Source organism: Cupriavidus pampae (assembly GCF_914271485.1).
GTDB lineage: Bacteria > Pseudomonadota > Gammaproteobacteria > Burkholderiales > Burkholderiaceae > Cupriavidus > Cupriavidus pampae.
In genome coordinates, this window is record NZ_CAJZAG010000008.1 from 23,942 (window position 1) to 37,600 (window position 13,659).

Genomic DNA, 13,659 nt, shown 5'->3' on the forward strand with positions numbered 1-13,659 from the left:
GTCATGAGCCCTACCGGAACGCCGGGGACCACCGCCCTGCGCCATCGCACCGTGTTGCTGGACGAAGCCGTCGAGGCGCTCGTCTGGCGGCCCGACGGCGTCTATGTGGACGGCACCTTCGGCCGGGGCGGGCACAGCCGCGCCATTCTCGCGCGGTTGGGACCAGCTGGAGCACTCGTCGCGTTCGACAAGGATCCGGCAGCAATCGCAGAAGCGGGCACCATCCAGGATGCCCGCTTCTCCATTGAGCACGCGAGCTACCGCACGATGGGCGAACGCCTGGCCGAGCGCGCGCCGCTCGCGGGTGTGTTGCTCGACCTGGGCATCAGCTCGCCCCAGATCGACGAGGCGGCGAGGGGGTTTTCCTTTCGTTTCGATGGCCCGCTGGACATGCGCATGGACACCACGCGCGGCATGACCGCGGCCGAATGGCTCGCGCAGGCGGACGAGCACGACATTGCCAGGGTGATACGAGACTATGGGGAAGAACGGTTTGCTGTACAGATTGCAAAGGCGATTGTTGCTCGCCGGAGCGAACCCGGCGATGGGGGACCTCTCGCCACTACTGCCGACCTTGCCGCGCTCGTGGCGAAAACCGTCAAAACACGCGAGAAGGGTCAGGACCCTGCGACCCGCACCTTTCAAGCTCTACGGATTTTCATCAATCAAGAGCTTGAGGACCTCGAAAGAGGGCTGAAGGCAGCGTACGAACTGCTCCAGGACGGAGGCCGTCTCGTGGTGATCAGCTTCCATTCGCTCGAGGATCGCATCGTCAAGCGGTTCATGCAGGCGCACGCGCGTCCGGATATGGACGCCGACCCGGCGCTGCGCCGCGCGCCGCTGCGTGCGGTGGATCTGCCGCAGCCGACGCTGAAGCTGCTTGGCCGCTTCAAGCCGGGCACCGAAGAGGTGGCCGAGAATCCGCGCGCGCGCTCCGCCGTGATGCGCGTGGCCGAGAAGTTGCCGAATGGGGCGGTAGGAGCGATGCCGGCATGAATCGACTGACCTTCTTCCTGCTCGCCGCGCTGGTGTTCTGCGCGCTGTCGCTCGTCGGTGCCCAGCACCAGGCGCGCACGCTGTTCGTCGCACTCGAGCGCGCGCAGGCGGAGGAGAAGCAGCTCGATATCGACTGGTCGCGCCTGCAGTACCAGCAGAGTGCACTTGGCAAGAGCGCGCGTATCGCCGATGCCGCGCGCGCGCAGTTGAAGATGGCCACGGTGATGCCGGGCAAGACCCAGTATCTGGCCGGCGTGGCGTTGCCTGCGTTCGGGGCCGCCGCGAGCGCCCCGGCGGCGGAGGACAGCAAATGAGCCTCGCCCGTCCAGGCCTTGGCGCTCGCACGCGCGCCAGCCAGTCCCGTCAATCCTCCCGGCAGCAGCCGCAGCCGCCCCAGCAGCCGTCGCAGTCACCACGGCCGCGCACGGGCCAGTTCTCGGCCAGTCCGGTGCTGGGTCTGCGGTTGCCGATGTGGCGTTCCAAATTCGTGGTGTTCCTGATGTTCGCGGCGTTCGCGGCGCTGGCCGCGCGCGCGCTGTGGATTCAGGGACCTGGCAATCAGTTCTACGAAGCCGAAGGCAAGAAACGGTTCCAGCGCACGCTGGAGCTGCCCGCCACGCGCGGCAAGATCCTTGACCGCAACGGCCTGGTGTTGGCGACGAGCCTGCCGGTGAAGGCGGTGTGGGCCGTGCCCGAGGACGTGCCGAACGACATCGCGGCTGCGGACAAGCGCCAGCTCGCGAAGCTGCTCGAGATGTCCGAGAAGGACCTGCAGCGCAAGTTCGACGAGGACAAGAGCTTCGTCTACCTCAAGCGTCAGGTGTTGCCCGACGCCGCCGACAAGATCGCCGCCCTCAAGATCGACGGTATCCATCAGACGCGCGAGTACAAGCGCTTCTACCCCGAAGGCGAGGCGATGGCGCACATCGTCGGCTTCAACAACGTCGAGGACAAGGGGCAGGAAGGCGTGGAGCTGGCGCGCGAGGAGATGCTGGCCGGCCGGCCCGGCGCGCGTCAGGTCATCAAGGATCGTCTGGGCCGTGTGGTCGAGGACGTCGGAATCCTCAAGACGCCGCGCGATGGCCGCGACATGCAGTTGTCGATCGACGCGAAGATTCAGTACCTGGCCTTCAACGAGGTCAAGGCCGCCGCCGAGCGCAGCAAGGCCAAGGCCGTGAGCGCGGTGGTGCTTGACGCCCAGACCGGCGAGGTGCTGGCGCTGGCCAACTGGCCGACCTACAACCCGAACGATCGCTCGCGGCTGACCGGCGAGCAGCTGCGCAACCGCGTGCTGACCGATACGTTCGAGCCGGGCTCGATGATGAAGCCGATTACGATCGGGCTCGCGTTGCAGCTCAAGCGTGTGACGCCGTCGACCGTGGTCCAGACCACTGGCAAGTACAACTTCGAAGGCGCGACGATCTCCGATACGCACAACTACGGCGCGCTGACCGTGGGCGGCGTGATCCAGAAGTCGAGCAACATCGGCACGACCAAGATCGCGATGATGCTCAAGCCGCAGGAAATGTGGGACATGTTTACCAGCGTTGGCCTGGGCCAGGCGCCGAAGCTCGGCTTCCCCGGCGCGGTGGCGGGGCGCGTGCGGCCGTTCAAGAGCTGGCGGCCGATCGAGCAGGCCACGATGTCGTACGGCTACGGTCTGTCGGTGTCGCTGTTCCAGATCGCGCACGCCTATACGATCTTCGCGCACGACGGCGAGATCATCCCGGTGTCGATGTTCAAGACCAATGGCCCGGTCACGGGCGAGCGCGTGCTCTCGCCGCAGGTGGCGCGCGATGTGCGTGGCATGCTCGAGACCGTGACCGCGCCCGGTGGTACCGCGCCCGAGGCGCAGGTGATGGGCTACCGCGTGGGCGGCAAGACCGGTACCGCGTACAAGCATGTGGGCCGCGGCTATGACCGCAGCAAGTATCGCGCGTCGTTCATCGGCCTGGCGCCGATGTCGAACCCGCGCGTGATCGTCGCGGTGAGCGTCGATGAGCCGACCTCTGGCAGCCACTACGGTGGCGCGGCGGCGGGGCCGGTGTTCTCGCAGATCATGGGTGGCACGCTGCGCGCGCTGAATGTCCAGCCCGATTCGCCGATCCGCCAGCTCATGGTCAGCGACAAGGTGCAGGAGAGCGAACCGTGGGCCGCGACGCAATGACGGACCATCCGATCCTCCCCGCAGACATTCGACAACAGGCCAGCGACGCGCTGGCCTGGCTGCATGCGCGGGTGCCAGCCGGCGCGCGCCTGACGGGCGACACGCGCCGGCTCGCGCCCAACGACGTGTTCTTCGCGTACGTGCTGGGCAATGCGCGGCTGGCGACCGATGGCCGCCCGCATATCGCCAGCGCGATTGCCGCCGGCGCGTCGGCGGTGGTGTACGAAGCCGACGGTTACGCGTGGAAGGACGGCGATGCTGCTCCGCATCTGGCCGTGACCGGCCTGCACCGTGTGGCGGGCCCGATCGCCGCGGGCTGGTATCGCATCGCCGAGCGCAATCTTGCCGTGACCGGCATCACCGGTACCAATGGCAAGACGTCGTGCGCGCAATGGCTGGCGCGCGTGCTGCAGGCCGCCGGCACGCCGTGCGCGACTATCGGCACGCTGGGCACGGGCTTTCCGGACGCGCTGCATATGACGGGCTTTACCACGCCCGATGCGGTGCAACTGCAGCAGAGCCTGGCCGATCTTAACGACGCCGGCGCGCGCGCGGTGACGATGGAAGTGTCGTCGCACGGGCTCGAGCAGGGCCGCGTGGCTGGCACGCGCTTCGACGTGGCGGTGCTGACCAATCTGACGCAGGACCACCTCGACTATCACGGCACGATGGCCGAATACGAGGCGGCCAAGCAGTTGCTGTTCCGCTGGGAAGGCCTGGGCACGGCGGTGATCAATCGCGATGACGCGATGGGCCAGCGCTTGCTCGCCAGCGACGCGGCGGGAACATCCGCGCCGCGCGTGATCGAATATGGCATCGACGGCGACGCCACCCCGTCGGCCGCGCGCGCCGAATGGCTGCGCGCGACCGGCGTACGTGCCACCGCTACGGGTACGGCATTCCATATAGATGGCAGCTTCGGCAGCGCCGATGTACTGACTCCGCTGATCGGCCAGTTCAATGTGAGCAATCTGCTCGCGGTGCTCGGCGCCGCGCTCGCCAACGGCGTGGCATGGGATGCCGCGCTCGGCGCGTTGCGCGCGCTCACGCCCGTGGATGGCCGCATGGAGCTGTTCGGCGGCCACGAGGCCCCGCTCGCGGTGGTCGACTACGCGCATACACCCGACGCACTGGCCAAGACGCTGGCCGCGCTGCGCCCGGTGGCGGCTGCGCGGCAGGGTCGGCTGTGGTGCGTGTTCGGCTGTGGTGGCGATCGCGACGCGACCAAGCGTCCGCTGATGGGTGAGGTGGTGGAACGCCTGGCCGACGAGGCGGTGCTGACCAGCGACAACCCGCGCAGCGAAGATCCGCAGGCCATCCTCGACGCCATCGCCGATGGCATGCAAGATCGCGCGCGTGCCCGGCAGATCGAGGACCGCGCGGCCGCGATCCTTTACGCAATCAAGCATGCGGCACCAGCCGACGTGGTGCTGGTGGCAGGCAAGGGCCATGAGGCGACGCAGGAGATTCAGGGCCGCAAGCGTCCGTTCTCCGATCGCGAGCACGTGCGCCTGACGCTCGGTACCCGGGGGGTGTCCGCATGACCTCCGAGATGAACAACATGATGACCACGCTGCAACAGGCCGCTGCCTGGATCGACGGCGGACGCGTGCTGGGGGATGCCACGCAGGCGTTCTCGCGCGTGCATACCGACAGCCGCACCGTGGCGCCCGGCGACCTGTTCGTCGCGCTGCGCGGCGAGCGGTTCGATGCGCATGACTTTCTCGCCGACGTGGTGGCGCGCGGCGCCGCCGCGGTATTGGTGAGCCGTGATGTCGATGTGGGCGTGCCCGCCATCGTCGCGCCCGATACGCGCGTGGCGCTGGGCGACCTCGCGGCCGGCTGGCGTCGCACGTTCACGCCGCCGACCGTGGCCGTGACCGGCAGCAACGGCAAGACCACCGTCAAGGAAATGATCGCCGCGATCTTCGCGGCGGCCGTCGGCGAAGCCGATCGCCTCGCCACCGGCGGCAACCTGAACAACGATATCGGCCTGCCGCTGACGGTGCTGCGCCTGCGCGCGCACCACAAGCTGGCCGTGCTCGAGCTCGGCATGAACCATCCGGGCGAGACGATCTATCTGGCGCGCATCGCGCAGCCGACCGTTGCGGTCATTACCAACGCCCAGCGCGAGCACCAGGAGTTTATGGTCAGCGTGGAGGCGGTGGCACAGGAGCATGCGCACGCGATCGCCGCGCTGCCGGCCGATGGTGTCGCGGTGTTCCCGGTCGATGCAGAGAGCGGTGGCGCGCATGCCGACATCTGGCGCAAAAGCGCCGCGGGCCGGCCGGTGCTGACGTTCGGCACCGATGCCGGTGCGGATGTACGCGCGACAGTCACGCTCGATGACGGTGTGCAGGTGCTGCATGTGACCGCACCCGGCAAGACATTCGATGTCCGCCTGCAGGTGCTTGGCACGCACAACGTGCGCAATGCGCTCGCGGCCACGGCCTGTGCGCTGGCCGCCGGTGTCGAGGTGGCCGCGATTCAGGCGGGCCTCGGCGGCTTCACGGCGGTCAAGGGCCGCCTGCAGGTCAAGCACACGCCGGCCGGCGTGGTGGTGATCGACGACACCTATAACGCCAATCCGGATTCGATGCGCGCCGCGATCGACGTGCTGGCCGGGTTTGCCGCGCCGCGCGTGCTGGTGCTCGGCGATATGGGCGAGGTGGGCGATCAGGGCCCCGCGTTCCACACGGAGATCGGTGCCTATGCACGCGAGCGCGGCGTCGATGCCCTGTGGGCCACCGGCGAACTGGCCGTGCATACGGTCAACGCATTCGGTGCGGGCGCCACGCATGTAGAGAGCGCCGAGGCGCTCGCGCAGGTGCTGCTGCAGACGTCAGGCAATGCGACGCAGGACAACAAGGGAGGGACGGTGGCCGATGCGGGCGCCGTGCTGGTGAAGGGATCGCGCTTTATGCGCATGGAACGGATCGTCGATGCGCTGGTCGCATCCACTCCCGTTCAATCACGAAAAGACTAACGATGTTATTGGCTCTGGCCCAGTGGCTGCAAAACGATTACAGCTTCCTGCGGGTCGTCAACTACCTGACGTTTCGCGCGGTGATGGCCAACCTCACCGCGCTGGTGATCGGCCTCGGTTTCGGCCCGTGGGTGATTCGTCGTCTGACCGAACTGAAGATCGGCCAGGCCGTGCGCACGATCGGCCCGCAGACGCACCTGGTCAAGTCGGGTACGCCGACGATGGGTGGCGTGCTGGTGCTGATCTCGATCGGCGTCTCCACGCTGCTGTGGTGCGACTGGGGCAATCGTTTCATCTGGGTGGTGTTGCTGGTCACCATCGGTTACGGCGCGGTGGGCTGGGTCGATGATTACCGCAAGGTGGTGTATCGCGACCCGCGCGGCATGTCGAGCCGCGAAAAGTTTTTCTGGCAGACGCTGATTGGCCTCGTGGCCGCGACCTACCTCGCGTTCTCGGTGTCGGAGGCCAGCAACGTGCGCGTGTGGACGCTGTTCCTTAGCTGGATCGAAGGCGGCTTTCTGGCGGACGTGCCGTACAAGACCAACCTGATTGTGCCCTTCTTCAAGGAGGTCAGCTATCCGCTTGGCGTGGCCGGTTTTATCGTGCTGTCGTACTTCGTGATCGTCGGCTCGAGCAACGCGGTCAACCTGACCGACGGTCTCGACGGCCTGGTGATCATGCCGGTGGTGCTGGTGGGTGGCGGTCTGGGCGTGTTTGCGTATGTGATGGGCAGTTCGGTGTACAGCAAGTACCTGCTGTTCCCGCATATCCCGGGCGCGGGGGAGTTGCTGATCTTCTGCTCGGCGATGGCCGGCGCGGGGCTCGCGTTCCTCTGGTTCAACGCGCACCCGGCCAAGGTTTTCATGGGCGACGTAGGCGCGCTGGCGCTCGGCGGCGCGCTGGGCACGATCGCGATCATCGTGCGGCAGGAGATCGTGTTGTTCGTGATGGGCGGCATCTTTGTGGTGGAAACGCTGTCGGTGATGCTGCAGGTGACGTGGTTCAAGTTCACCAAGCGCCGGTATGGCGAGGGCCGTCGGTTGTTCAAGATGGCGCCGCTGCACCACCACTTCGAGCTGAGCGGCTGGAAGGAGACGCAGGTGACGGTGCGGTTCTGGATCATCACGATGCTGCTGGTGCTTATCGGGCTCTCGTCGCTGAAGCTGCGGTAATCGTTATATCAACTGATCAACTGGATAGAAGGCGGGAATACGAAGTGTTTGGCGCGTTGCAGAAACCTCATGTGCTGGTATTGGGCCTCGGCGAGTCGGGGCTGGCCATGTCACGCTGGTGCGGCCGGAACGGCTGCCGCGTGCGTGTGGCCGACACGCGCGAGGCGCCTGCCAACCTGACCGCGCTGCGGGCCGATGTGAGCAATGCCGCCTTTGTCGGCGGGGCTTTCACCGAGTCGCTGCTCGACGACGTGGCACTGGTGGCGATCAGCCCGGGCCTCTCGCCGAACGAGCCAGCCACCCGTGCGCTGCTGGACGCCGCGCAGGCACGTGGCATTCCCGTGTGGGGCGAGATCGAACTGTTCGCGCAGGCACTCGGTTATCTCGAAGGCGTGTCTGGCTACGCGCCGAGCGTGCTGGCGATTACCGGCACCAACGGCAAGACCACAACGACCGCGCTGACCGGCCGTCTGGTCGAGCGCGCGGGCAAGACCGTGGCGGTGGCAGGCAATATCAGCCCGTCCGCGCTGGACAAGCTGTCGGCGTGCATCGACAGCGCGACGCTGCCCGACGTGTGGGTGCTGGAGCTGTCGAGCTTCCAGCTGGAATACATGTTCTCGCTGGCGCCGCATGCGGCGACGGTGCTCAACGTCACGCAGGATCACCTCGACTGGCACGGCACCATGGAAGCGTACGCGGCCGCCAAGGCGCGCGTGTTCGGGCCGGCGGACAAGGGTTGCGTGCAGGTGCTCAACCGCAACGACCGCCTGACCATGGACATGGCGCGCTCGGGTCGTGATTCGGGTCGCGATTCAGGCCGCGATTCCGGTCGTACGCCGGTGACGTTCGGCACCGATCTGCCGGAACACGCGGGTAGCTATGGCGTGCTGCGCGAGGGCGGCATGCCGTGGCTCGTGCTGGCGGAGCCCGATAGCGAGGCCGAAGGCGAGCAGAAGCCACGTCGCCGCAAGGCGGCCGGTGCCGTCGAGGAAGCCGTGCCGGTGCGCCACAAGCGCCTGATGCCGGCGGACGCGCTGCATATCCGCGGGCTGCACAACGCGACCAATGCGATGGCCGCGCTGGCGCTGTGCCGCGCGATCGATCTGCCGCTGTCGGCGTTGCTGCACGGCCTGCGTGAGTATCGCGGCGAGCCGCATCGCGTGGAATGGGTGGCAACGATCGACGAGGTCGAGTACTTCGACGACAGCAAGGGCACCAATGTCGGTGCCACGGTGGCGGCGCTCAACGGGCTGGACAAGCGCGTGGTGCTGATCGCGGGCGGCGAGGGCAAGGGGCAGGATTTCTCGCCGCTGGCGGCGCCGGTGGCGCAGTACGCGCGCGCGGTGGTGCTGATCGGCAAGGACGCGGGCGAGCTGCGCGCGGCGCTGGAGGCTACGGGGGCGAACCTGCTCGATGCGGAATCGCTCGAGGCCGCCGTGATGCAGGCGGCCGGGCTGGCGCACGGGGGGGACGTGGTACTGCTGTCGCCGGCCTGCGCGAGTCTCGATATGTTCCGCAATTACGTGCATCGCGCCGAGGTGTTCCGCGGCGCGGTGGAAGAACTGGCACTGTCCCGGGGGATCCTGCCATGAACGACGCACAGGTCAAGCGCAGCGGTTTCATCGGCGCCACCATCGGCAACGCGTGGGGTGGCCTGCGCGATGCCGTCTCGGGGGTCAAGCCGACACGTTCCCGCATGATGGAGTACGACCAGCCCCTGCTGTGGGTGTCGATCGTGCTGCTCGCGTTCGGCCTGGTGATGGTCTATTCGGCCTCGATCGCGCTGCCTGACTCGCCGCGCTACGCCAACTACCGCGAAAGCCATTTCCTGTGGCGGCACGCGTTTGCGCTGTTTATCGGGCTGTCCACGGCGCTGATCGCGTTCCAGATCCCGGTCAAGGTGTGGGACCGCTACGCACCCAAGCTGTTCGTGATCGCGCTGCTGCTGCTGATCGTGGTGCTGGTCCCGTTCGTGGGCAAGGGCGTCAACGGCGCGCGGCGCTGGATTCCGCTCGGCGTGATGAATTTCCAGCCGTCGGAGCTGATGAAGCTCGCGGTGGTGCTGTACGCGGCCAACTACACGGTGCGCAAGCAGGAGTGGATGCAGACCGTGTCCAAGGGCTTCCTGCCGATGGGCGTGGCGGTGGTGGTGGTGGGCATGCTGCTGCTGCTCGAGCCCGACATGGGTGCGTTTCTCGTGATCGCCGCGGTGGCCATGGGCATCCTGTTCCTCGGTGGCATCAACGGCAAGCTGTTCGCGGGCCTGGTCGGGGTGGCGGTGGGCGCGTTCGCGCTGCTGATTACCGCGTCGCCATGGCGGCGCGAGCGGATCTTCGCGTATCTGAATCCGTGGGAAGAGAGCAACGCGCTGGGCAAGGCGTATCAGCTCACGCACTCGCTGATCGCATTCGGCCGCGGTGAATGGACTGGCGTGGGATTGGGCGGCAGCATCGAGAAGCTGCACTACCTTCCGGAAGCGCATACCGACTTTATCCTCGCGGTGATCGGCGAGGAATTCGGCTTTATCGGCGTGCTGGTGGTGATTGTGCTGTTCTACTGGCTCGTGCGCCGCGCGTTCGGCATCGGCCGCACCGCGCTGCAGCTGGATCGCACGTTCGCGGGGCTGGTGGCGAAGGGCATCGGCGTATGGATCGGGTGGCAGACCTTTATCAACATGGGCGTGAACCTCGGGTTGTTGCCGACCAAGGGGCTGACGTTGCCGCTGGTGAGCTACGGCGGCTCCGGCATCCTGATGAACTGTGTTGCGTTGGCGATTCTGCTTCGTATCGACTACGAGAATCGCGTTCTGATGCGTGGGGGGAAGGTATGACCGCACGCACGCTGCTCGTGATGGCTGGCGGCACCGGGGGACATGTGTTCCCGGGGCTGGCGGTCGCGCGGGCGTTGCGCGACGAAGGCTGGCGCGTGGTCTGGCTCGGCAATCGCACGGGCATGGAAGCGACGCTGGTGCCGAAGCATGACATTCCGATGGAATTCATCCAGTTCGGCGGTCTGCGCGGCAAGGGTCTCGTGACCAAGCTGCTGCTGCCGCTGAATCTGCTGCGCGCGTTCTGGCAGAGCATCGGCGCGCTGCGCCGCGTGCGGCCCGACGTGGTACTCGGCATGGGGGGCTACATCACGTTCCCGGCCGGGATGATGGCGTCGCTGCTGGGGCGTCCGCTCGTGCTGCACGAGCAGAACTCCATCGCGGGCCTGACCAACAAGGTACTGGCGAAGGTGGCGGACCGCGTGTTGTGCGCGTTCCCCGATGCGCTGCCGAACAGCGAATGGACCGGCAACCCGGTGCGCGAAGAGGTGACGCAACTGGCCCCGCCGGAGCAGCGCTATGACGGCCGCACCGGCCCGCTGCGCGTGCTCGTGGTGGGCGGCAGCCTGGGCGCGGCCGCGCTCAACGACGTGGTGCCGAAGGCCATCGCGCTGTTGCCGGAGTCGGCACAGCCGGTGGTGCGGCATCAGGCCGGCGCCAAGCAGATCGATCAGCTGCGCGCGAACTACGCCGCCGCCGGTGTGGCGGGCGAGTGCGTGGCGTTTATCGACGACATGGCCGCGGCATATGCCGAGGCCGATCTGGTCATCTGCCGCGCGGGCGCGATGACGGTTTCGGAAGTGGCGGCCGCCGGTGTGGCCGCGCTGTTCGTGCCGTTCCCGCACGCGGTGGACGACCACCAGACCACCAATGGCGCATTCCTGTCGAAACAGGGAGCGGCGCTGCTGGTGCCACAACATGAACTGACCGCGCAGGGGCTGGCACAGACGCTGGCCACCCTGTCGCGGCCGCAATTGAAAGACATGGCGCGCGCGGCGCGCGGCCTGGCCAAACCTGAAGCAACCCGGCGCGTCGCCGAGATCTGCGATCAGATGGCGGGCGCATGACAGAACGGAATCGATGAAGCATATCGTCAAAAACATCCACTTCGTAGGCATCGGCGGCGCCGGCATGAGCGGCATCGCGGAGGTCCTGTTGAACCTGGGCTACAAGGTGTCGGGGTCGGACGTGGGCAGCAATGCGGCCACGAAGCGGCTGGCCTCGCTCGGCGCGCGCGTGACCCACGGGCACGACGCCGCCAATGTGGCGGGCGCCAACGCGGTGGTCGTATCGACCGCCGTCACCAACGACAACCCCGAGGTGCTGGCCGCGCGCGCGCAGCGCATCCCGGTGGTGCCGCGCGCGGTCATGCTGGCCGAACTGATGCGGCTCAAGCAGGGCGTGGCGATTGCCGGCACGCACGGCAAGACCACCACCACGAGCCTGGTGGCTTCGGTGCTGGCCGAGGGCGGACTCGATCCGACCTTCGTGATCGGTGGCCGCCTGAACTCCGCGGGCGCCAACGCGCGCCTGGGTACCGGCGACTTTATCGTGGCGGAAGCCGATGAATCGGACGCGTCGTTCCTGAACCTGTTCCCGGTGATGGAAGTGATCACGAACATCGACGCGGACCACATGGAGACGTACGGGCACGACTTCTCGCGGCTCAAGCAGGCGTTTATCGAGTTCACGCAGCGCCTGCCGTTCTACGGCATCGCGGTGCTGTGCGTGGATGACCCGAACGTGCGCGAGATTCTGCCGTTCGTGTCCAAGCCCGTGGTGCGTTACGGCTTTGCCGAGGATGCGCAGGTGCGCGCGGTCAATCCGCGCGCGGTCGATGGCCAGATGCATTTCACGGTGCTGCGCCAGCTCAACGGCCACGCCGAGCCGCCGCTCGACGTGGTGCTGAATCTGCCGGGGCTGCACAACATCCAGAACGCGCTGGCCGCGATCGCCATTGCGACCGAGCTCGAAGTCCCCGATGCCGCGATCGTCAAGGCGCTGCGCGAATTTCACGGCGTGGGCCGTCGCTTCCAGCGCTACGGCGAGGTGGCTACGCCCGATGGCACCGGCACCTTCACGCTGGTCGACGACTATGGTCACCATCCGGTGGAAATGGCCGCGACGCTGGCCGCGGCACGCGGCGCGTTCCCGGACCGCCGGCTCGTGCTGGCCTTCCAGCCGCACCGCTTTACCCGCACGCGCGACTGCTTCGAGGATTTCATCAAGGTGCTGGGCACCGTTGACGCGCTGCTGCTGGCCGAGGTCTACGCGGCCGGCGAGCAGCCGATCATCGCCGCCGACGGCCGCGCGTTGACGCGTGCGCTGCGCGTGGCCAACAAGGTGGAGCCGGTGTTCGTGGAACAGATCGACGAGATGGCGCAGGCCATCCTGACCGCGGTACGCCCCGGCGACGTGGTGGTGACGATGGGTGCCGGGTCGATCGGCGGCGTTCCGGGACAACTCGTGTCCCACCAGCAACAGGCAGGAGGCCAGGCATGAGCTTCGTCGCCAACCCCAATATCGATCCGAAATCGCTCGGCAAGGTCGGCGTGCTGTTCGGCGGCCGTTCCGCCGAGCGCGAAATCTCGCTGCTGTCGGGCAACGGCGTGCTGGCCGCGCTGCTGGCGCGCGGTGTGGACGCGCATGGCTTCGACCCCGCGTTGCGCCCGCTGACGGACCTGGTCGCCGAGAAGTTCGACCGCGTCTTCATTGCGCTGCATGGCCGCTACGGCGAGGACGGCACCATGCAGGGGCTGCTCGAGCAGTTCGGCATTCCGTACACCGGCAGCGGTGTGCTCGCGTCCGCGCTGGCCATGGACAAGCAGGCCACCAAGCGGCTCTGGATCACGCACGACCTGCCGACGCCGCGCTTCGCGATGCTGCGGGCCGATACCGATTTCGCGGCCGTGGTGCTCGACCTCGGCCTGCCGCTGATCGTCAAGCCCGCGCGTGAAGGCTCCTCGATCGGCCTGACCAAGGTCACCGCCGCGGACCAGATGCAGGCCGCTTTCGAGAAGGCGGCCGCGCTCGATCTCGACGTGATTGCCGAGTCGTTCATCGACGGCGACGAGCTGACTTGCCCCGTGGTGGGGGAGGGCGCCAGCGCCGAAGCGCTGCCAGTTATCAAGATTGTCGCGCCCGAGTCGAACTACGACTATCAAAATAAGTACTTTACTGACGTTACCCAATACTTGTGCCCGTCAGGTTTGCCTCCCGCCATCGAGGGCGAGGTGCGCAAGCTGGTGGTCGACGCGTTCCGCGTGCTCGGCTGCCGGGGATGGGCGCGTGCCGACGTCATGCTCACGCGCGACGGCAAGCCCTACCTGCTTGAAATGAATACCTCGCCCGGCATGACCGGTCACTCGCTGGTGCCGATGTCCGCGCGCGCGGCCGGTATCAGCTACGAGGATTTCGTGCTGCAGGTCGTGGCGCAGGCCACGCTGGAGCTGCACCCCAACGAACACTGGAAGCCCGAGTAACGCCAGAAATCGACAACTGAAATAGACGA

The 13,659-nt window shown here is 67.1% G+C and carries 11 protein-coding genes; all 11 read left to right on the plus strand.

Going from position 1 to position 13,659, the window contains the following annotated elements; translation table 11 throughout:
* The first annotated feature begins 3 nt into the window (after positions 1 to 3).
* The 11 genes from rsmH to LDO41_RS20175 are packed head-to-tail and all read left to right on the plus strand — an operon-like array spanning position 4 to position 13,630.
* The gene (rsmH, locus tag LDO41_RS20125; RefSeq protein WP_223991478.1) at positions 4 to 996 is read left to right on the plus strand and encodes a 16S rRNA (cytosine(1402)-N(4))-methyltransferase RsmH; all 993 of its coding nucleotides are present in this window, start codon (positions 4 to 6) and stop codon (positions 994 to 996) included.
* Positions 993 to 1,310, plus strand: coding sequence for a cell division protein FtsL (gene ftsL / locus LDO41_RS20130; protein WP_223991480.1), 318 nt, complete (start codon positions 993 to 995; stop codon positions 1,308 to 1,310). Before rsmH ends, ftsL begins: the two co-directional genes overlap by 4 nt.
* The gene (locus tag LDO41_RS20135) at positions 1,307 to 3,163 is read left to right on the plus strand and encodes a peptidoglycan D,D-transpeptidase FtsI family protein (RefSeq protein WP_223991482.1); all 1,857 of its coding nucleotides are present in this window, start codon (positions 1,307 to 1,309) and stop codon (positions 3,161 to 3,163) included. Before ftsL ends, LDO41_RS20135 begins: the two co-directional genes overlap by 4 nt.
* Positions 3,160 to 4,707 carry a UDP-N-acetylmuramoyl-L-alanyl-D-glutamate--2,6-diaminopimelate ligase gene (locus tag LDO41_RS20140; RefSeq protein ID WP_223992073.1) on the plus strand — a complete coding sequence of 516 codons (1,548 nt, stop codon included), beginning with the start codon at positions 3,160 to 3,162 and terminating at the stop codon, positions 4,705 to 4,707. The genes LDO41_RS20135 and LDO41_RS20140 overlap by 4 nt, the downstream gene beginning before the upstream one ends.
* The gene (locus tag LDO41_RS20145; protein WP_223991484.1) at positions 4,704 to 6,149 is read left to right on the plus strand and encodes a UDP-N-acetylmuramoyl-tripeptide--D-alanyl-D-alanine ligase; all 1,446 of its coding nucleotides are present in this window, start codon (positions 4,704 to 4,706) and stop codon (positions 6,147 to 6,149) included. Before LDO41_RS20140 ends, LDO41_RS20145 begins: the two co-directional genes overlap by 4 nt.
* A gap of 2 nt (positions 6,150 to 6,151) precedes the next feature.
* On the plus strand, positions 6,152 to 7,321 hold the full coding sequence (gene mraY, locus LDO41_RS20150; RefSeq protein WP_223991486.1) for a phospho-N-acetylmuramoyl-pentapeptide-transferase: 1,170 nt from the start codon (positions 6,152 to 6,154) through the stop codon (positions 7,319 to 7,321).
* A 44-nt stretch (positions 7,322 to 7,365) separates the two neighbouring features.
* Positions 7,366 to 8,913: a Mur ligase family protein gene (locus tag LDO41_RS20155; RefSeq protein ID WP_223991488.1), complete on the plus strand. Its 1,548-nt coding sequence runs from the start codon at positions 7,366 to 7,368 to the stop codon at positions 8,911 to 8,913.
* Positions 8,910 to 10,151, plus strand: coding sequence for a putative lipid II flippase FtsW (ftsW, locus tag LDO41_RS20160; protein ID WP_223991490.1), 1,242 nt, complete (start codon positions 8,910 to 8,912; stop codon positions 10,149 to 10,151). The genes LDO41_RS20155 and ftsW overlap by 4 nt, the downstream gene beginning before the upstream one ends.
* Positions 10,148 to 11,215, plus strand: coding sequence for an undecaprenyldiphospho-muramoylpentapeptide beta-N-acetylglucosaminyltransferase (murG, locus tag LDO41_RS20165; RefSeq protein ID WP_223991492.1), 1,068 nt, complete (start codon positions 10,148 to 10,150; stop codon positions 11,213 to 11,215). Before ftsW ends, murG begins: the two co-directional genes overlap by 4 nt.
* A gap of 13 nt (positions 11,216 to 11,228) precedes the next feature.
* Positions 11,229 to 12,650, plus strand: coding sequence for a UDP-N-acetylmuramate--L-alanine ligase (gene murC / locus LDO41_RS20170; RefSeq protein ID WP_223991494.1), 1,422 nt, complete (start codon positions 11,229 to 11,231; stop codon positions 12,648 to 12,650).
* Entirely contained in the window at positions 12,647 to 13,630 is a 984-nt protein-coding gene (locus LDO41_RS20175; protein ID WP_223991496.1) for a D-alanine--D-alanine ligase, read from the plus strand. The genes murC and LDO41_RS20175 overlap by 4 nt, the downstream gene beginning before the upstream one ends.
* Positions 13,631 to 13,659: the final 29 nt, after the last annotated feature.